This window comes from Burkholderia arboris, assembly GCF_038723655.1.
GTDB lineage: Bacteria > Pseudomonadota > Gammaproteobacteria > Burkholderiales > Burkholderiaceae > Burkholderia > Burkholderia arboris.
On the sequence record NZ_CP109822.1, the window covers coordinates 1,127,472 to 1,145,836 of the forward strand.

Annotated in this window: 16 protein-coding genes and 1 tRNA gene; 8 read left to right on the forward strand and 9 right to left on the reverse strand. The window is 67.3% G+C overall.

The window, feature by feature from the left end:
• Positions 1-83 precede the first annotated feature (83 nt).
• Genes OHZ10_RS22400 through OHZ10_RS22410 form a run of 3 tightly spaced genes read left to right on the forward strand, consistent with a single transcriptional unit; the run spans position 84 to position 5,412 of the window.
• Positions 84-3,296 (forward strand): efflux RND transporter permease subunit, encoded by a 3,213-nt coding sequence (locus OHZ10_RS22400; protein WP_059237481.1) that lies wholly within the window; start codon positions 84-86, stop codon positions 3,294-3,296.
• A complete protein-coding gene (irlR, locus tag OHZ10_RS22405) occupies positions 3,296-3,979 on the forward strand; it encodes a heavy metal response regulator transcription factor IrlR (RefSeq protein WP_006490455.1) in 684 nt (227 codons plus the stop codon). The genes OHZ10_RS22400 and irlR overlap by 1 nt, the downstream gene beginning before the upstream one ends.
• Positions 3,976-5,412, forward strand: a complete 1,437-nt coding sequence (locus OHZ10_RS22410; RefSeq protein ID WP_059237480.1) for a heavy metal sensor histidine kinase — start codon at positions 3,976-3,978, stop codon at positions 5,410-5,412. Before irlR ends, OHZ10_RS22410 begins: the two co-directional genes overlap by 4 nt.
• Positions 5,413-5,491: 79 nt before the next feature.
• On the opposite strand, the gene OHZ10_RS22415 is transcribed toward OHZ10_RS22410, so the two are convergent.
• Positions 5,492-5,779, reverse strand: a complete 288-nt coding sequence (locus tag OHZ10_RS22415) for a DUF4148 domain-containing protein (protein WP_059237479.1) — start codon at positions 5,777-5,779, stop codon at positions 5,492-5,494.
• A 296-nt stretch (positions 5,780-6,075) separates the two neighbouring features.
• On the opposite strand from OHZ10_RS22415, the gene OHZ10_RS22420 reads away from it, so the two are divergent.
• Positions 6,076-6,315 (forward strand): hypothetical protein, encoded by a 240-nt coding sequence (locus tag OHZ10_RS22420; RefSeq protein WP_059237478.1) that lies wholly within the window; start codon positions 6,076-6,078, stop codon positions 6,313-6,315.
• A 26-nt stretch (positions 6,316-6,341) separates the two neighbouring features.
• Here OHZ10_RS22420 and OHZ10_RS22425 read toward each other — a convergent pair whose 3' ends face one another.
• A complete protein-coding gene (locus tag OHZ10_RS22425) occupies positions 6,342-6,659 on the reverse strand; it encodes a hypothetical protein (RefSeq protein ID WP_342705820.1) in 318 nt (105 codons plus the stop codon).
• 26 nt (positions 6,660-6,685) lie between these two features.
• Positions 6,686-7,846 (reverse strand): porin, encoded by a 1,161-nt coding sequence (locus tag OHZ10_RS22430; protein WP_340625244.1) that lies wholly within the window; start codon positions 7,844-7,846, stop codon positions 6,686-6,688.
• Positions 7,847-8,162: 316 nt separating this feature from the next.
• On the opposite strand from OHZ10_RS22430, the gene OHZ10_RS22435 reads away from it, so the two are divergent.
• Both OHZ10_RS22435 and OHZ10_RS22440 read left to right on the forward strand, forming a co-directional pair.
• On the forward strand, positions 8,163-8,438 hold the full coding sequence (locus OHZ10_RS22435) for a DUF4148 domain-containing protein (RefSeq protein WP_059237476.1): 276 nt from the start codon (positions 8,163-8,165) through the stop codon (positions 8,436-8,438).
• Positions 8,439-8,504: 66 nt separating this feature from the next.
• Positions 8,505-9,008: a hypothetical protein gene (locus OHZ10_RS22440; RefSeq protein WP_174993059.1), complete on the forward strand. Its 504-nt coding sequence runs from the start codon at positions 8,505-8,507 to the stop codon at positions 9,006-9,008.
• A 14-nt stretch (positions 9,009-9,022) separates the two neighbouring features.
• On the opposite strand, the gene OHZ10_RS22445 is transcribed toward OHZ10_RS22440, so the two are convergent.
• Complete coding sequence (locus OHZ10_RS22445) at positions 9,023-9,748, reverse strand: ZIP family metal transporter (RefSeq protein ID WP_059237474.1); 726 nt, start codon at positions 9,746-9,748, stop codon at positions 9,023-9,025.
• Between the two features lie 162 nt (positions 9,749-9,910).
• A complete protein-coding gene (locus OHZ10_RS22450) occupies positions 9,911-11,206 on the reverse strand; it encodes an O-acetylhomoserine aminocarboxypropyltransferase/cysteine synthase family protein (RefSeq protein ID WP_059237473.1) in 1,296 nt (431 codons plus the stop codon).
• 149 nt (positions 11,207-11,355) lie between these two features.
• On the opposite strand from OHZ10_RS22450, the gene OHZ10_RS22455 reads away from it, so the two are divergent.
• Entirely contained in the window at positions 11,356-12,024 is a 669-nt protein-coding gene (locus OHZ10_RS22455; RefSeq protein WP_059237472.1) for an O-methyltransferase, read from the forward strand.
• Positions 12,025-12,033: 9 nt separating this feature from the next.
• Here OHZ10_RS22455 and OHZ10_RS22460 read toward each other — a convergent pair whose 3' ends face one another.
• From OHZ10_RS22460 to OHZ10_RS22475, 4 genes are all read right to left on the reverse strand, one after another.
• Complete coding sequence (locus OHZ10_RS22460; protein ID WP_059237471.1) at positions 12,034-13,185, reverse strand: DUF1176 domain-containing protein; 1,152 nt, start codon at positions 13,183-13,185, stop codon at positions 12,034-12,036.
• 293 nt (positions 13,186-13,478) lie between these two features.
• A complete protein-coding gene (locus tag OHZ10_RS22465; RefSeq protein WP_340625753.1) occupies positions 13,479-14,702 on the reverse strand; it encodes an RtcB family protein in 1,224 nt (407 codons plus the stop codon).
• A 60-nt stretch (positions 14,703-14,762) separates the two neighbouring features.
• The gene (locus tag OHZ10_RS22470; protein ID WP_059240790.1) at positions 14,763-15,902 is read right to left on the reverse strand and encodes a slipin family protein; all 1,140 of its coding nucleotides are present in this window, start codon (positions 15,900-15,902) and stop codon (positions 14,763-14,765) included.
• A 257-nt stretch (positions 15,903-16,159) separates the two neighbouring features.
• Positions 16,160-16,232 (reverse strand) — tRNA-Phe (locus tag OHZ10_RS22475).
• A gap of 338 nt (positions 16,233-16,570) precedes the next feature.
• On the opposite strand from OHZ10_RS22475, the gene rtcR reads away from it, so the two are divergent.
• On the forward strand, positions 16,571-18,208 hold the full coding sequence (gene rtcR, locus OHZ10_RS22480; RefSeq protein WP_342705821.1) for an RNA repair transcriptional activator RtcR: 1,638 nt from the start codon (positions 16,571-16,573) through the stop codon (positions 18,206-18,208).
• Positions 18,209-18,365: the final 157 nt, after the last annotated feature.

An 18,365-nucleotide genomic window follows, 5' to 3' on the forward strand; every position in this document is an offset into this window, starting at 1 on the left:
GGCCCGCTTTCCGGCTCGCCGTGTGACCGGCCGGGCGGCCCGTCCGGTGCGGCCGACCGTTCCCCGTTTCAAGGAATCCCGACATGTTTGAGCGCCTGATCCGCTTTGCGATTGCGCACCGCTGGCTCGTGATGCTGGCGATCGCGGCCGTGGCCGCGCTGGGCGTGTTCAGCTACCAGCGGCTGCCGATCGACGCGGTGCCCGACATCACGAACGTGCAGGTCCAGATCAACACGTCCGCGCCGGGCTATTCGCCGCTCGAAGCCGAACAGCGCATCACCTATCCGGTCGAGACCGTGATGGCCGGGCTGCCGGGCCTCGAGCAGACGCGCTCGATTTCGCGCTACGGGCTGTCGCAAGTCACCGTGATCTTCAAGGACGGCACCGACATCTACTTCGCGCGGCAGCTCGTCAACGAACGCATCCAGGAAGCGAAGGACAAGCTGCCTGCCGGCATCGCGCCCGCGATGGGGCCGACGTCGACAGGCCTCGGCGAGATCTACCTGTGGACCGTCGAGGCCGATGCCAACGCACGCAAACCCGACGGCACGCGTTATACGGCGGCCGACCTGCGCGAGCTGCAGGACTGGGTCGTCCGGCCGCAACTCCGCAACGTGCGCGGCGTGACCGAGGTCAACTCGATCGGCGGCTACGTGAAGGAATACCGCGTCGCGCCGAACCCGGCAAAGCTGATGTCGTACGGGCTGACGCTCGCCGACGTCGTGCGCGCGCTGGAGCGCAACAACGACAACGTCGGCGCCGGTTACATCGAAAAGCGCGGCGAGCAGTATCTCGTGCGGGTGCCGGGCCAGGCGCGCACCGTCGACGACATCGCGAACATCGTGCTGACCAACGTCGGCGGCGTGCCGGTGCGGATGAAGGACGTCGGCGCGGTCGACATCGGCCGCGAACTGCGCACGGGCGCCGCGACGTCGAACGGCGAGGAAGTCGTGCTCGGCACGGTCTTCATGCTGATGGGCGAGAACAGCCGGACGGTGTCGAAGGCCGTCGCCGCGAAGATGGAGGACGTGAACCGCACGCTGCCGGCCGGCGTGAAGGCGATTCCCGTGTACGACCGCACGGTGCTCGTCGAGAAGGCCGTCGCGACGGTGAAGAAGAACCTGCTCGAAGGCGCGATCCTCGTGATCGCGGTGTTGTTCCTGTTCCTCGGCAACATCCGCGCCGCGCTGATCACCGCGCTGGTGATTCCGCTGTCGATGCTGATGACCTTCACCGGCATGGTCAATGCGAAGGTAAGCGCGAACCTGATGAGCCTGGGCGCGCTCGACTTCGGGATCATCGTCGACGGCGCGGTGGTGATCGTCGAGAACTGCGTGCGGCGGCTCGCGCATGCGCAGGCGGCGGCCGGACGGCCGCTCACGCGCGACGAGCGTTTTGCCGAAGTGTTCGGCGCATCGCAGGAAGCGCGGCGCGCGCTGATCTTCGGGCAACTGATCATCATGGTCGTGTACCTGCCGATCTTTGCGCTGACCGGCGTCGAAGGCAAGATGTTCCACCCGATGGCGATTACCGTCGTGATGGCGCTCGCGGCCGCGATGGTGCTGACCGTCACGTTCATTCCGGCGGCCGTCGCGCTGTTCATCGGCGAGCGTGTCGAGGAGAAGGAGAACCGGCTGATGGGCTGGGCGCGGCGCGCGTACGAACCCGTGCTTGCCGCGTTCATGACGCGCCCGGCGCGCGTGATGATCGGCGCGGGCGCGATCGTGCTGGTCACGCTCGGGCTGGCGACGCGGCTCGGCAGCGAGTTCATCCCGAGCCTGAACGAAGGCGATCTGGCCGTCTCCGCGCTGCGGATTCCCGGCACGAGCCTGTCGCAGTCGGTGGAGATGCAGAAGTCGATCGAGAAGACGCTGAAGGCGCGCTTCCCCGAGATCGAGCGCGTATTCGCGCGCACCGGCACGGCCGAGATCGCGGCCGACCCGATGCCGCCGAACCTGTCGGACGGCTACATCATGCTGAAGCCGGCCGACCGGTGGCCCGACCCGAAGAAGCCGCGCGACCAGCTCGTGCGCGAGATCGAGGAAGCGCTCGCCGAGCTGCCGGGCAACGCGTACGAGTTTTCGCAGCCGATCCAGCTGCGGTTCAACGAGCTGATCTCGGGCGTGCGCAGCGACGTCGCGGTGAAGATCTTCGGCGATGACATGGCCGTGCTTAACCAGACCGGCGAGCAGATCGCGGCCGCGCTGCAGAAGGTGCCGGGCGCATCGGAGGTGAAGGTCGAGCAGACCACGGGCCTGCCGGTGCTGACCGTCAACCTCGATCGCGACAAGCTCGCGCGCTATGGCGTGAGCGTGGCCGACCTGCAGGACTCGGTGGCCGCGGCCGTCGGCGGGCAGAAGGCCGGCACGCTGTTCCAGGGCGACCGCCGGTTCGACATCGTCGTGCGGCTGCCCGACGAGCTGCGCTCGGACATCGAGGCGATCAAGCGGCTGCCGATCGCGCTGCCCGCGCCGGCCGCCGGCGCCAGCGCGCCGCTCGCCGCGGCCCCGTACGTGCCGCTGGCTGAACTTGCGACGATCGATGTCGCGCCGGGCCCGAACCAGATCAGCCGCGAGGACGGCAAGCGGCGCGTCGTCGTCAGCGCGAACGTGCGCGGCCGCGACGTCGGCTCGTTCGTCGCCGATGCGCGCGAGCAGCTGCAGCAGGACGTGCGCGTGCCGGCCGGCTACTGGGTGTCGTGGGGCGGGCAGTTCGAGCAGCTGCAAAGCGCGAGCGAGCGCCTGAAGCTCGTCGTGCCGCTCGCGCTGTTCATGGTGTTCGTGCTGCTGTTCGTGATGTTCAACAACGTGAAGGACGGGCTGCTCGTGTTCACCGGCATTCCGTTCGCGCTGAGCGGCGGCGTCGTGTCGCTGTGGCTGCGCGGGATTCCGCTGTCGATCACCGCGGCGGTCGGCTTCATCGCGCTGTCGGGCGTGGCCGTGCTCAACGGTCTCGTGATGATCTCGTTCATCCGCAACCTGCGCGACGAAGGGATGCCGCTCGACGCTGCCGTACACGACGGCGCGCTCACGCGGCTGCGGCCCGTGCTGATGACCGCGCTCGTCGCGTCGCTCGGCTTCCTGCCGATGGCGTTCGCGACCGGCACCGGCGCCGAGGTGCAGCGTCCGCTGGCGACGGTCGTGATCGGCGGTATCCTGTCGTCCACGGCGCTGACGTTGCTGGTGCTGCCGGTGCTGTACCGTGTCAGCCATGCGGTGTCGTGGCGTGCGGCGTTCCGCGGCGGCCTCGGCGCCGGTCTGCTGCGCCGGCTGGGTTTCTTCAAGGGTAATGCGTGATGCGAATTCTGATTGTCGAAGATGAACCGAAGACGGGCGCGTACCTGCGCAAGGGCCTCACCGAGGCCGGCTATGTCGTCGACTGGGTCGAGGACGGCATCACGGGCCAGCACCAGGCGGAGACCGAGGAATACGACCTGCTCGTGCTCGACGTGATGCTGCCCGGCCAGGATGGCTGGACGCTGCTGCAGAACCTGCGGCGCAGCAAGTCGACGCCCGTGCTGTTCCTCACCGCGCGCGATGACGTCGGCGATCGCGTGAAGGGGCTCGAGCTCGGCGCCGACGACTATCTCGCGAAGCCGTTCGACTTCGTCGAGCTGACCGCGCGCATCAAGTCGATCCTGCGGCGCGGCCAGCCGCGCGACTCGAACACGCTGCGCGTGGCCGATCTCGAACTCGACCTGACGCGCCGCAAGGCCACGCGGCAGGGCGACACGATCCTGCTGACCGCGAAGGAATTCGCGCTGCTGTGGCTGCTGATGCGCCGCGAAGGCGAGATCCTGCCGCGCGCGACGATCGCGTCGCAGGTGTGGGACATGAACTTCAACAGCGACACGAACGTCGTCGATTCGGCGATCCGGCGGCTGCGCTCGAAGATCGACGATGCGTACGAACCGAAACTGATCCACACGGTGCGTGGCATGGGCTACGTGCTCGAAGCGCGCGGCGGCGCGGCTGCATGATCGCGCGCCTGCTGCCGCGCACGCTGCGTGGACGCCTGACCGCGCTGATCATCCTGTCGACGTCGGTGATCCTCGCGTCGAGCGGTGTTGCGCTGTACGAAGCGCTGAGCAACCGTGTCGAGACGACGGCGGCCGAGCAGATGGCCGGCATTTCCGCCGCACTGGGCGCGCACCTGGCCGAAGCGCGTAGCACGGCCGACGTCGCGCGCAACACCGACATCTGGATCGACCAGCTGCATGGTCATCCGAACATGGATCTCGCGATCTTCGATGCCACGGGCATGCGCCTCGTCGGTACGCCCGGCTTCCGCCCGTATGCGCCGCTGATGTCGCTGGATGCCGGGCGCGTGCCGGTCGGCGTCGCGCCGCCTGGCGCGCGGCACCAGTATCTGGTGACGAATGTGCCGCTGGCCGGCGCCGGTATGGGGGCGGGCGGGCCCGTGGTGCGCGTCGCGGTGCAGTACGACCGCAGCGCCGACGTGCTGCTGCTGCGCACGCATGCCTATACGATCGTCGTGATCGAGGTGTTCGGCGTGGTGCTCGCGGCTGCGATCGCGTACGGCATCGCGGCGCTCGGGCTGAGCCCGCTGCGGCGGTTTGCGGCGCGTGCCGAGCAGATGTCGACGAGCCGGCTGGCGCATCCGCTGCCGGAACTCGATACGTCCGGCGAGCTGAAGGAACTCGAACATGCGTTCAACGGGATGCTCGCGCGGCTGAACGAATCGTTCACGCGGCTGAGCCAGTTCTCGTCGAATCTCGCGCACGACATGCGCACGCCGCTCACGAACCTGCAGGCGGCCGCGCAGGTCGTGCTGTCGCAGCCGCGCAGCGCGGAGGAATACCGGAACGTGATCGAGTCGAGCATCGACGAATACCAGCGGTTGTCGCGGATGATCGAGGACATGCTGTTTCTCGCGCGCTCGGAGCAGGCCGGCACGTCAATCGGCGTGCGGCGCCTGAATGCGGCGCAGGAGGCGGAGCGGGTGGCCGGCTACTACGAGCCGCTGGCGGAGGACGAGGGCGTGACGGTGAAGGTGGACGGCCACGCGTGGGTCGATGCGGATCTGACGCTGTACCAGCGCGCGCTGAGCAACCTGCTGTCCAATGCGCTGACCTATGCGCCGCGCGGCAGTGTCGTGACGATCGACTGCGTCGAGCAGGGCGGCGCGACGACGATCGCCGTGTCGGATACGGGGCCCGGCATCGCCGCGGAGCATGTCGGGCGGATTTTCGAGCGCTTCTACCGCGTCGATCCGTCGCGGCACAATTCGGCGTCGGGCACGGGGCTCGGCCTCGCGATCGTCCGGTCGATCATGGACAATCACGGCGGCGAATGCGGCGTCGACAGCGATCCCGGCCGCCGCACGACGTTCTGGCTGCGCTTTCCGCGCCGGCCGGCCGAGCCGGACCGGCCGGCGGCCATCCGCACTTGACAGCGCGGGCGGTGACGCCCGCGCGTTCGCCGCGATGCGGCCACGCGCGGCGCGCTGTCCGCGATCGTGTGGCCGGGCATCATTGCCGCGCGGTCAGGTTGTCGTGGTTGTCGGTTTGCGGCTTCTTCTCGCCGCCATGCACCGAAATCCCGTGAAGCTCCTTGTTGCGCGCGACGATCTCGCCGGTCGGCGGGTATTGCGTCTTGCTTGTCGGCACGACGCCGTCGTGCTGCGCCTGCTTCAGCTCGTTGACGACCTGCGTGCGGCTCTTGCCCTGCGTTTGCGTTTCCGCGAACGCGGCCTGCGTGGCCATGCCGAGCGACAGCGTGGCGGTGACGAACAGTGCTGCGAGTTTTGCCGTTTTCATCGAATGCTCTCCTTGATCAGGCCGCCGGGTGGCGAACCATGGACCCAGTATGCGAAAGCAGCCGTGCGTCATCGTGATCGCGAGATGAAAAAACCGTCAGATTGCGCAAGCCGGTAGCGCGCCGTTGAGACACGACCGACATGACGCAACCGTCATGTTCGCGTCATGGGCGCGATGGGCGGGAAGGGGAACATGAAGTCTGCCATTGGCCGCCAGGGCCGACGGTATTCGCGCCGTTCGCGACAGCAGCATGGAAAGCGGGCGGCCCCGTTCAGACTTTCATCCCGGACCGAAAAGTGGATCGTCCCGCCATCCGTTTAGCCTTGATCGCAGTCCTGATCGTCCCGTTGTTCGCGGGCTGTGCCTCGACACGTTCCGGCACCCCGGCGGCCGCGCCCGCCGCGGCGCGCAAGACGGTGCCGGCCGACCTCATGCCCGGCGAGCAGATCGACTATGCCGGCCACCGCTGCGGCAATCCGAACCTGTACGTGAAAACGCATACGTGCCTGTTTCCGCAACGCATCGGCACGCCGTGATCGCGTCGCGGGCGGTCAGTCGGCGCTCAGTGTCCGCATTCCCGGCGATGATCGTCCAGCAGGTGCCGGATCGTGCGGGTCGACGGATCGCTCGCGTGCAGGCTTTCATCCAGTTTCGCGAGCGTGATGAGCGCCTTCCACAGCGCCCAGCCGCGTCCGCGCGCCCAGGTGCCGGCTCGCGACGCAAAAAAAGGCCCGGCACTCGACGAGCCCGGGCCTAACGCGTGATCGTGCCGTGCGGCATCGACCCGCTGCGTGGGTGGGAACGGGCGTGGCCCGTTACCGTTCCGATCGTAGCGGCGAGACGCATCGTGAACCTGATCGGAACATGAAATTTTCGTCACGCGGTGCGCATGGGCGGCGGCCGCGCTCAGAACCGGTGACGCAACCCGAGATTGACGATGCCCTGCGTGCGCGTGCCGCCATAGCCATACGAACCGATCGACGCCTGCGCCGTTTGCGTGCCGCCATCGAGCGTGCGCTGTTCCCCGTTCGCACGTTGCCACGCACCGACCGCATAGAGATCGGTGCGCTTCGACAGCACATAGTCGGCGCCGGCGGACACCTGATGGTAGGTCGCGCTCGTATCGCCGCGGGCACGCGTGTAGCTGTAGCCCAGGCCGACGAGCAGGCTGGGCGTCGCCTGGTAATTGAAGAAGCCGCGCGCGGTGTCGTACTTCTGCGTGCTGCGGAACGCGGACATCACATCGGCCTTGTACAGCGCATTGCTGTAGTCGATGCCGACCGCGAACGGCGCGAAGTTGTAGCGCAATGCACCGCGCGCGATGCCGATCGATTTCGCGGAGATGTAGCCGCCATTGACCAGCGAACCGTCGAACGTGCCGTCGGAGGTGCCGTTCCAGCCGGTCCGGATGCCGTTGGCGAGCGATGACCGGTTGGCCGCGTAGTAGTAGCCGCCCGCGACATCGACCGGGCCGTTGCTGTATGAAAGGCCGGCCGACCAGGTTTGCCCGGCGCCGCTCTTGCCGGCCACACCGCCGAGCGCATACATGCCGACGAACTGGAATCCGCCGATCACGGGCGACGTGTACTTCACCGCGTTGTCGGTTCGCGACGAGGTGTCGTAGTTGTCGACGTCGCCGGGCGTTGCGTACACGCTGCCGAAGTAGAAGTCGCCGGTGACGGGCCACGCGACATCGGCGAGCGCATCGTACTGGCGACCGAGCGTCAGCGTGCCCCAGCGCGCGCTTTCGAGGCCGACGAACGCCTGCCGCCCGAACATCCGGTTGCCTTGCCCGAGCGCGCCGGTGTTCGGGTTGAAGCCGTTTTCCAGCGTGAAGACCGCTTTCAGGCCGCCCCCGAGATCTTCCGCGCCTTTCACGCCGAAGCGGTTGCCGAGCAGATTGCCGTTGCCGAGGCCAACGAGATTCTTGCCGTCCGCATTGGCGTTCCATACATACGTGAGCGACGTATCGAACAGGCCGTAGAGCGTGACTTCCGTCGCGTGAGCCGCGTGGGTGGCTGCGAGCAGCGTGCCCGACATCATGACGAGCCGAACTGGAGTTTTCATGGTGTGCCCCTGAGGTTCAAGAAGATCGTTTCGTGCATCGCATCGATTCCGATGCCGAGCCTTGTGGCGGCAGGCCGAAATATCGCGATCGCGCTGGCGATTCTGGAAAGCGTTCGAATCGTGGAGGTGAGGGACAAATGAGAAAAATGTCATCGCGGTGTCATGAGCGACGAATAATGCGCGAAACTTCGTTCGCACTGCGATGCAGGAGATGTTGGGCCGGTGACGAAACCGTCATGCGGCGATCACGATTCCGCACCGTCGCCGGATCACAGTGAAGGCTCCTGTTACGCCTCTCCCGCAAGGAGCAAACACCATGAACATTCCGCGCCCGATGATCGCCGTCGCCGTTGCCGCACTGTCGATTTCCGCCTTCTCGCAGGCCGTGTCGGCGCAGCCGAAGAGTCGTCAGGAGGTGATTCAGGAATTGGTGCGCGCGCGCCACGACGGCGTGATTCCGAGCCCGAATCACGACTACCCGGCGAGCCCGGCCACCGTCGCGCGCAATCAGGAAATCCATCGTTCGACGGTGCATCGTGGCGAGAAAGCGCCAATGGTCGATGCACACGACAACCGCTTCGCGGTGCTTTGATCAATCATTCGCGGTCGGCCGGGCTGAAGCCCGCCGGCCGGATTCAATCATGCAGAGGAGAGTGTCATGCGCGATATCGCGAAGGGAATCGTGCTGGCGGCATGCCTGATGTCGAGCGCCGCGATGGCGGCCGGCTGGCCGGAGCGGGCGCTGTCGCACGCGCCGGCACACGACGTCGGCCAGCGTGCGAACGAGCGGATGCGCTGCGAATTGGCGGCCGTGCCGGCGGGCGCATGGACCGCGACGTTTTCGCGCGGACAGTGCGAGGTCGACAACGGCCGGCTGACGTTCGTGCCGGCCGATGCGGGAAGCGAGCCGGCCACGGCGGAGAAACGGATCGTGCTCGGTGACGTCCGCACTGCGTCGCATCAGTCGCGCAAGCTCAAGGAACAACTGCAGCTGACGACGCGCGACGAAGTGATCGCGCTGAACGTGCTGACCGACGACGGCAGCCGCAAGTCGCGCGAACATGCGATCGACCTGTGGACCGCACTGCGCAACGAGGGCGTCACGCCCGTGAACGGCACGCGTATCGTCGAGACGTATCCGACGGGCGCGACGACGTGGTAGCCGGCGCGTACGGCTTATCCTGCCTTCACTGATCCTTCGATCAGGAAGAACACGATGAAGCCGATGAAGAACGCCGCCGTCGCGAACGGCGTTTCGGGCACCTCGTGCGCTTCGACCAGCAGTTCTTCGGTCACGAGGTACAGCAGCGCGACGGTGCCGAGCCCCAGCAATGCGGCGTAGATGTTGGCCGGCAGGCCGGCAAACGCCGCGTTGCCGGCCACGGCCGCGATGCTCAGCAGCGCCGCGAGCCCGACCGGCACGACGATCGACAGCATCCGGCCGATGCCTGCGGCGGCAAGCGCCGCGCTGACCGACAGCGCGAGGAACAGCACTTCGAGCGTCAGCGCGACGGTCAGGATGATGCCGCTTTCGTCGCTCGCGGAAAATGCGATGCCGAGCACCAGGCCGTCGACGACGAGGTCGATCGCGGTGACGATGATCAGGCTCACGGGCAAGCGCGCTTCCTCGTAGCGCGTCTCGATCGCGCCCGACAGCGCGCGGATCGCGAGCATCAGCGCGATGCCGAGCACGAACCCGACGACGACCGGAAACAGCGCATGCGCGCGGTCCTGCGGCAGCAGCTCGAGCGCCGCGGCGGCGAACACGATGCCGCCGGTGAAATGCTGGATGACGCTCGACGTTTTCGGGCCGGGCGCGCGCCACGCGGCCGCGAGGGCGCCGAAACAGGCCGCCAGCACGGGCGGTAACGTGAGCAGTGCAAGCTTCGCGGTCGGTGTCATGAGGCGTCTCGGCGGTGGGCGTGCCGCAGCGCAGGCTGCGTTGCACGATCGTACGCGCCGGGCGTCGCCCCGGCATCAACCGGGGATTGAACACCTTGAAGCCGCTTCAAGGTCAAGATGTTTGATGCGGGACGCGCCGGCGAGCCGGCGCGTCCGTTCCGGTCAAAGCTGCGCGAGCGCCTGGTCGAGATCGGCGAGCAGGTCGTCGATATGCTCGATGCCGATCGACAGCCGTACCGTTTCCTCCTTCACGCCGGCTTTTGCGAGCTCGGCTGGCGACAGCTGACGGTGCGTCGTCGATGCCGGGTGCGTCGCGAGCGACTTCGTATCGCCAATGTTGACGAGCCGCGTGAACAGCATCAGCGCGTCCTGGAACTTCGCCCCGCCGTCGCGGCCGCCCTTCACGCCGAACGTCAGGATGCCCGGCGCGCGGCCCGACAGGTAGCGTGCGACGAGCGGATGGTCGGGATGGTCGGGCAGGCCCGCGTAGTTCACCCATTCAACGTGCTCGTGGCGCGCGAGATGCTGCGCGATCTTCAGCGCGTTGTCGCTGATCCGTTCGACGCGCAGCGCCAGCGTCTCGATGCCCTGCAGGATCTGGAACGCGTTGAACGGCGAGATCGCCGCGCCCATGTTGCGCAGCGGCACCACGCGCGCGCGGCCGATATACGCGGCCGGCCCGAACGCTTCCGTATAGACGACGCCGTGATAGCTGACGTCCGGCTCGTTCAGCCGCTTGAAGCGGTCCGCGTGTTCGGCCCACGGGAATTTGCCCGAATCGACGATCGCGCCGCCGAGGCTCGTGCCGTGCCCGCCGAGATACTTCGTCAGCGAGTGCACGACGATGTCCGCGCCGTGCTCGAACGGGCGCAGCAGGTAGGGCGACGGCACCGTGTTGTCGACGATCAGCGGGATGCCGTGGCGATGCGCGACTTCCGCGAGCGCGGCGATGTCGGTGACGTTGCCGAGCGGGTTGCCGACCGATTCCGCGAAGATCGCCTTCGTGCGTGCATCGATCAGCGGTTCGAACGACGCGGGGTCGCGTGGATCGGCGAAGCGCGTGGTGATCCCGTATTGCGGCAGCGTATGCGCGAACAGGTTGTAGGTGCCGCCGTACAGCGAACTCGCGGACACGATGTTGTCGCCGGCTTCGGCGATCGTCTGGATCGCGTACGTGACGGCGGATTGGCCCGAGGCAAGCGCGAGCGCGCCGATGCCGCCCTCGAGTGCGGCGATCCGCTGCTCGAGCACGTCCGTCGTCGGGTTCATGATCCGCGTGTAGATGTTGCCCTGGACCTTCAGGTCGAACAGGTCGGCGCCGTGCTGCGTATCGTCGAATGCGTACGCAACGGTCTGGTAGATCGGAACGGCGACCGCGCGCGTGGTCGGGTCGGGACGATAGCCGCCGTGCACGGCGATGGTTTCGAGACGCCAGTTCGAATTGGCCTGATCGGTCATGGGTGCTCCGTTTGTTGTTGTGAAGGTCGAGGGGTCCTGCCGTCCGGCGATTATAGGAGCACGCGCGCTGCTGTCCTTAGAACGAATGGTTTGTTGCTTATGGAGGCGCGGCGCATAGAATGCGTTTTTCCGCAGACGAAAGGTGCGCGATGGATCAGGATCAGTGGAATCAGGTGGATGCGTATTTTTCCGCGACGCTCGTGCCGTCCGACGACGCGCTCGACGCGGCGCTGGCGGCAAGCGACGCGGCCGGGCTGCCCGCGATCAACGTCGCGCCGAACCAGGGCAAGCTGCTGCAGTTGCTCGCGACGATCCGCGGCGCGCGCCGCATCCTCGAGGTCGGCACGCTCGGCGGCTACAGCACGATCTGGCTCGCGCGCGCATTGCCGCCCGGCGGCTCGCTCGTGACGCTCGAACTGAACCCCGGCCATGCGAAGGTTGCGACGCAGAACATTGCGCGCGCCGGGTTCGCGGACGTCGTGTCGGTGGTGGTCGGCAGCGCGAAGGACAGCCTTGCGCGGCTCGTCGACGCCGGTGAGGCGCCGTTCGATTTCATCTTCATCGATGCGGACAAGGACAACAACGCGATCTATCTCGACGCTGCGCTGAAGCTGTCGCGGCCCGGCACGGTGATCGTCGTCGACAACGTCGTGCGGCGCGGGCGCGTGGCCGATCCGGACAATCGCGAGCCCGACGTGGTCGGCGTGCGCGACGGGTTCGCGCGCCTCGTCGCCGAGCCGGCGCTCACGACGACGGCCGTGCAGACGGTCGGTCAGAAGGGCTGGGACGGGTTCTCGATCTCGATCGTCGGCGCGTGACCTGATGCGTCAGTGCGCGCTAGCAGCCGCGTCGGCGCGGCGATACAGGCGCGGCCACTGGTCCTGGAACAGGCCGTTGCAGGTGCCGTGTGTCGCGATGTCGTCGAGCAGGAAGCGCCGGCCGTCGAAGATCCACGATGCGGTCGAACCGCAATCGCCGGCACTGCGCAACCGGACCTTGCTCGACAGCATCGCGCTGGCCGGATCGTAGCCGGCCTCGGTCAGTTCATTCGGGAACGACGGCGAATCGAGGCCCGCGTTCGCGTTTTCGCCGAAGTTCATCGCCGTCGGCGCGTACGGTGCGGTGCGGCGGATGCGATACCACAGGTCGGTGTGGTTATACATGCTGCTGGTCTGGCACGGGATCGCGACGAGTGCCTCGTCGGCGGAGATCGCCACGGCCGTCGATGCCTTGCGGCGATCGCTTGCCGACATTTCGTCTTCGACATCGGCCGCGCATTGCTTCACGTCGGCGCCGAATTTCGCGAGCACCGCGTCGACGAGCGGACGCTGTTCTGCCGCCGACAGGTTCGCGGCGGGCGGCGGCGCCGGCGTGACGGCGGGGGGCAATGCGGGCGCGGCCGGCACCGACGACGCAGGCCTGGTGCCGGGGCGCAGCAGCGCCGTGACCGTGCCGACGCGGCCCTGCGTATCGTCGATCAGCAGCAGCGCGGCATTCAACCCCGACAACGGCGTACGCGCGCTGTGTGCCGACGCCGGATCGCCGAAGCTCAGCAGTTGCGCATTGCGCGATGCAGAAAGCCAGGCGGCCACCGTTGCCGGATCGTTCGTGCGGATCCGCAGCGGGTGCGCTTCGTCATCGGTCTTGTCGCCGAATGCATGCCATTGGGCCGGGGCGGCATCGAACGGGCGGCCGTCAACGCGTGCGGTACGCAGGTCCAGCGGCGCCGACGCGTAGAGATCGAGCGACGGTTGCGCATCGGGGCCGGCATCGCGCGTCACGCGCAGGATGACGGCGGGGCGTGCATCGTCGATATCGTCCGTGTGGCTCTCGGCCACGCAGCGATTGCCGTTGTCGCAGACGACCGACCAGCTCTTGAAATCGCGCTCGATCGGCGGCCGCGCGAGCGGGCGGGCCTGTGCGGCGATCGGGGAAGCGGCGAGGAGGACGGCGAGGGCAAGCGAAAAGCGGTGCGGCATGACGGTTCGTATCGACGGTGAAAGGGCGGGCGGAAGATGCCGGACTGCAAGCGCATCGTCGGCAAGCGGTGCAGGTCGAGTGCAGCGGCGCGAACGGCATCAAGTATACCGCTGCAACGGGCGGCGCTTGATGCGACGGCCCGTAACGTGCGGGTACGCGCGTTGCCGGCCGCGCAGCGACAGCTGCAAATGGACCAACGGCGCGATGCCCGAAAGCACCGCGCCGTTTGCTTTTCATCGACAGTCGATGGCATCGCGCGGGAACGTGTCGCGCATCGACACGCCGCACCGCGCTATCCCTTCACGCACACCACCTGGCGCAGCGTGTGCACCACTTCGACGAGGCTGCGCTGGGCCGCCATCACCGCGTCGATGTCCTTGTAGGCCATCGGGATTTCGTCGACGACGCCCGCGTCCTTCCGGCATTCGACACCCTGCGTGGCCCTGGCCTGGTCGTCGGCCGTGAAGCGCCGCTTCGCTTCGGTGCGGCTCATCGTCCGGCCTGCGCCGTGGCTGCACGAGCAGAAGCTTTCCGGGTTGCCGAGCCCGCGCACGATGAAGCTCTTCGCGCCCATCGAGCCCGGAATGATCCCCAGTTGCCCCTTCTGAGCGGACACCGCACCCTTGCGCGTCACGAGCACGTCTTCGCCGAAGTGGCGTTCGCGCTGCACGTAGTTGTGGTGGCAGTTCACCGCATGCTCGTCGACCGCGAAAGGCTTCGCGATCACGTCGCGTGCCGCGGCAATCACCGCGTCCATCATCGCCTGCCGGTTGCGCCGCGCGTAGTCCTGCGCCCAGCCGACCGCTTCGACGTAATCGTCGAAGTGCCGGCTGCCTTCGATGAAATACGCGAGGTTGCGGTCCGGCAGGTTCGCGATGTGCTGACGCATGTCGGCCTGCGCGAGTTCGATGAACAGGCTGCCGATCGCGTTGCCGACGCCGCGCGAGCCGCTGTGCAGCATGAACCACACGTGGTCCGCTTCGTCGACGCACACTTCGATGAAATGGTTGCCGGTGCCGAGCGTGCCGAGATGCGCGTAGTGGTTCGTCTTTTCCAGCTTCGGATACTTGTCGACGATCCGCTTGAAGCCCGGTTGCAGCGACTTCCACGATTCGGTCACGGCGGCCGGCGTGCGATCGCCCCACGCGCCCGGATCGCGGCGGCCCGGCGCACGGCCGTGCGGCACCGCGCGTTCGATCGCGCTGCGCAGCCCCGCGAGCGAGTCCGGCAGATCGGACGCGGTCAGCGTCGTGCGCGCGGCCATCATCCCGCAGCCGATGTCGACGCCGACCGCGGCCGGGATGATCGCGCCCTTCGTCGGAATCACGCTGCCGATCGTCGAACCCTTGCCGAGGTGGACGTCCGGCATCACCGCGATGTGGCTGAAGACGAACGGCATCTGCGCGGTGTTGCGCAGCTGCGCGCGCGCTTCGTCCTCGACGGCGACACCCTGCGTCCACATCTTCACCGGCTTGCCGCCCGCCAGTTCCATCACCTGATAACCCATGTCATTCATTTGCTTCACCATTCATTCCGTTATCCGGCGCGGCACACGTGTGCCGCGCCGTGTCCTGCATTACGTGCCCTTGATGCTGACGAGTCCGTTCAGCACCTGGTCGAGACCGCCGAACACCGAGATGCGGTCGATCCGTTCCGCGACGCGCTCGAGCGTTTCCAGCTCCTTGAGCCGCAGCGCGGTCGGGTTTTCTTCCATCACCTTCGCGGTGTTCAGCAGCGAACGCGTGGCCGCCGTTTCCTCGCGGCGGCGAATCACGTTCGCCTGCGCGGATTTCTCCGCTTCGACCACCTGCGCGAGGATCGCCTTCATGTCGCCCGGCAGCACGATATCCTTCACGCCGACGCTGCGCACGTCCACGCCCGAATCGCCGAGACGGGCGCGCACCTGCGCGATCACGACCTCGTCGATCGACTGCTTGTCCTCCAGCAGCTCGTCGAGCGAGCGCGTGCCGACCGCCGACCGCAGCGCGAACTGCAGCTCGCGATACAGGTGCTCGACCGGCTTCTGCAGCCGGCCGAACGCATGCAGCACGTCCGCATAGCACCACGTCGCCGACAGGTTCAGCCGCAGCGCAACCTTGTCGCGCGTCAGGATTTCCTGTCCGCCGACTTCGATCGCCTGCAGGCGCAGGTCGACGAGTTCGACCGCGATGTCGCGGTTGAAGCGCCAGAACGCCGAGGTACCCGCGTCCAGCAACCGCTCGATCTTGCCGTCGATCTTCAGCACGCCGACGTGGTACGCCGGCACCTGCGCCAGCAGCACGCCCGTCAGGCCCGCCACGCCGCGCGCACGCAGCGCCGGTTGAGCGATGCGCTTCACGAGCGCGGCCGGCAGCATGCTGTGCTGCGCGAGGTCGACGCGTTCGAGGCGATGCTCGGCCAGGCCGCGCCAGTACAGCCGGCGCGTGCCGGGCGCCAGGATCTCGACGAGCACGTCGTCTTCATAGCGCAGGCCCGCTTCATCGTCGGCGAGATCCATCGCGACGAAGTACTGCGCGAGCACGTCCGGTGCGTCGTGACGCAGGTAGTCGGCCAGCGCCGCGTCGGCGAGCGGCGCATCGAGACGCGCGGTCTGCACCGACAGGCGCTTGAGCGGATCGAAGGCCTTGAACACGCCCGGTTCCAGCACCTTGACGAAATCGCCTTCGCTCATCAGCAGCGCGCGCTCGTTCTTTTTCACTACATGTCGCTTCCACATATTTTTGTCCTTTTTTTCAATGACCGCCGGGTGACGCGCATCGTGCGAATCGGGGTGCGACGCAATCGGGCGGGCGGCGCGCTGGCCGGCGTCGAAGCCCACGGTGACGCATCCTGCATCGCGTCGTCGTGCGCATTCGCGCGGGCCGTGCGGCCGCCCGGCCGATCGCGCGGAACCGCAACCGGTCCGACGCGCGGCGGGCCTGTCGGCCCGCACCGGCGGGTACTGCTTTCATCACAAGACTGTCCTTGCGGACAGTGTTCGAGCGGGATTCGAACCCGCCGCCGGCCGGCTTTCGCCGGCTGCTCCACCTGGCTGAGCTTCCGAACAATGGGCGCTCCGGGATTCGAACCCGGACGAGGCATCCTGGCGCGCGCCCCTTTTGCCTTCATCTGTCCATGGCGGCATGCGCTGCCGCGACGAACGAGGTTCGGCGGCGGCGCACCAGCAGGGCGTTGGAACCCTGGCTCGAGGGCCAGCGGGACATCCGGCGTGTTCTATTTAGCGAGGAGCGTGCCAGCGGGTGTGTTTGCGCTCGGGATGTTTTTTAATTCATTGAAAATAAAGGAGTTTTATTTGATGGGCTGCGTTGGGTGTCGATGCCTTCCGTCTCGCGTCATGATGAATTTCCGATACAATCTGATCGTTTTTTATCCCATGAGATAAGCATGCGAAAGACCGTTGCCATCGGTTTCCTCGGCACCGTGCTCGATCAGGGCGACCGCACCGCGCGCCGCTACCCGAAATGGCGGCCGACGATTTCGCTGTGCGAGCATCCCGACCTGCCGATCGACCGGCTCGAACTGCTGTATCCGCAGGAGTACGTGCGTCTCGCCAGTCACGTGCGGGACGATCTCGCGCAGTTGTCGCCGCATACCGACGTGCGGCTTACGCCCGTCACGCTCCACGATCCATGGGATTTCGAGAAGGTCTACGCGACGCTGCACGACTTCGCGCGCGCGTATCCGTTCGACCTCGAGCACGAGGACTACCTGATCCACATCACGACCGGCACGCACGTCGCGCAGATCTGCTGGTTCCTGCTGGCGGAAGCGCGCTACCTGCCCGCGCGCCTCGTGCAGACGGGGCCGCCGCAGCGCACCGACGAAGGGCCGAGCGGGCCGGGCACGATATCGGTGATCGATCTCGACCTGTCGCGCTACAACCGGATCGCGCAGCGTTTCACGCGCGAGCGCGATGAAACGGTGTCGTTCCTGAAGGCCGGCATCGCGACACGCAACGCGCGCTTCAATGCGCTGATCGAACAGCTGGAGCGCGTGGCCGTGCGTTCGCGCGCGCCGATGCTGCTGGTCGGGCCGACGGGCGCCGGCAAGTCGTTTCTCGCGAAACGCGTGTACGAGCTGAAGCGCGGCCGCCATCGGCTCGCGGGGCCGTTCATCGAGATCAATTGCGCGACGCTGCGCGGCGACGCGGCGATGTCGACGCTGTTCGGTCACGTGAAAGGCGCGTTCACGGGCGCGCAGTCGGCACGCGCGGGGCTGCTGCGCGCCGCGGAAGGCGGGCTGCTGTTTCTCGACGAAATCGGCGAGCTCGGGCTCGACGAGCAGGCCATGCTGCTGAAGGCGATCGAGGAGAAACGCTTCCTGCCGGTCGGCGCGGACGTCGAGGCGACCAGCGATTTCGAGCTGATTGCAGGTACGCACCGCGACCTGCGGCAGATGGTGGCGGCCGGCACGTTCCGCGAGGATCTCTATGCGCGGATCAATCTCTGGACCTACGAATTGCCAGGGCTGGCCGAGCGCCGCGAGGACATCGAGCCGAACCTCGAATTCGAACTCGACCGCTTTGGCCGCGAGCAGGGCGAGCAGGTGCGATTCAACGTGGAGGCGAAGCGGCGCTATCTCGCGTTCGCGGCGTCACCGCGCGCGGTGTGGGCCGGCAACTTCCGCGAACTGTCGGCCTCGGTCACGCGGATGGCGACGCTGGCCGATGCGGGGCGGATTACCGAGGAACTCGCCGAGCAGGAGGTCGAGCGGCTGACGCGCACGTGGTCGCCGCCGGGCGGCGCGGGCGGGTCGGAACCGTGCGTCGACGCGGTGTTCGGTACGCGTGCGGCGGAACTCGACCTGTTCGACTGTGTGCAGCTCGAACGCGTGCTCGACGTGTGCCGCACATCGGCGAGCCTGTCGGAGGCCGGGCGCACGCTGTTTGCGGTGTCGCGGCAGAGCAAGCGGCAACCGAACGATGCGGACCGCCTGCGCAAGTATCTTGCGCGGTTCGGGCTGGATTGGGAGGCGGTGAGGCAGGTGCTCGACCGGGGTGTTCCGTCGGCCGGCGGGCGTTAGCGGCGTTACTTCGCAAGCCGTCGGAGCGGCCGGCACGAGCGGCCTGCGGCCAGCCGCCGGTCAGGGCGGCTGGCCGCAGGGGACCTTCTCGCTAAAAAAGGGGCTGCTTCATCCGCGGGGGCGATTGGTGAGGCATCATCGCCCCCGCGTCGGTCGG

Bases quoted from the DNA above. Each gene is read 5' to 3' on its own strand.
- OHZ10_RS22400 (WP_059237481.1), top strand. From the start codon at position 84: ATGTTTGAGCGCCTGATCCGCTTTGCGATTGCGCACCGCTGGCTCGTG.
- irlR (WP_006490455.1), top strand. From the start codon at position 3,296: ATGCGAATTCTGATTGTCGAAGATGAACCGAAGACGGGCGCGTACCTG.
- OHZ10_RS22410 (WP_059237480.1), top strand. From the start codon at position 3,976: ATGATCGCGCGCCTGCTGCCGCGCACGCTGCGTGGACGCCTGACCGCG.
- OHZ10_RS22415 (WP_059237479.1), bottom strand. From the start codon at position 5,779: ATGAAAACGGCAAAACTCGCAGCACTGTTCGTCACCGCCACGCTGTCG.
- OHZ10_RS22430 (WP_340625244.1), bottom strand. From the start codon at position 7,846: ATGAAAACTCCAGTTCGGCTCGTCATGATGTCGGGCACGCTGCTCGCA.
- OHZ10_RS22435 (WP_059237476.1), top strand. From the start codon at position 8,163: ATGAACATTCCGCGCCCGATGATCGCCGTCGCCGTTGCCGCACTGTCG.
- OHZ10_RS22440 (WP_174993059.1), top strand. From the start codon at position 8,505: ATGCGCGATATCGCGAAGGGAATCGTGCTGGCGGCATGCCTGATGTCG.
- OHZ10_RS22445 (WP_059237474.1), bottom strand. From the start codon at position 9,748: ATGACACCGACCGCGAAGCTTGCACTGCTCACGTTACCGCCCGTGCTG.
- OHZ10_RS22450 (WP_059237473.1), bottom strand. From the start codon at position 11,206: ATGACCGATCAGGCCAATTCGAACTGGCGTCTCGAAACCATCGCCGTG.
- OHZ10_RS22455 (WP_059237472.1), top strand. From the start codon at position 11,356: ATGGATCAGGATCAGTGGAATCAGGTGGATGCGTATTTTTCCGCGACG.
- OHZ10_RS22460 (WP_059237471.1), bottom strand. From the start codon at position 13,185: ATGCCGCACCGCTTTTCGCTTGCCCTCGCCGTCCTCCTCGCCGCTTCC.
- OHZ10_RS22465 (WP_340625753.1), bottom strand. From the start codon at position 14,702: ATGAATGACATGGGTTATCAGGTGATGGAACTGGCGGGCGGCAAGCCG.
- OHZ10_RS22470 (WP_059240790.1), bottom strand. From the start codon at position 15,902: ATGTGGAAGCGACATGTAGTGAAAAAGAACGAGCGCGCGCTGCTGATG.
- rtcR (WP_342705821.1), top strand. From the start codon at position 16,571: ATGCGAAAGACCGTTGCCATCGGTTTCCTCGGCACCGTGCTCGATCAG.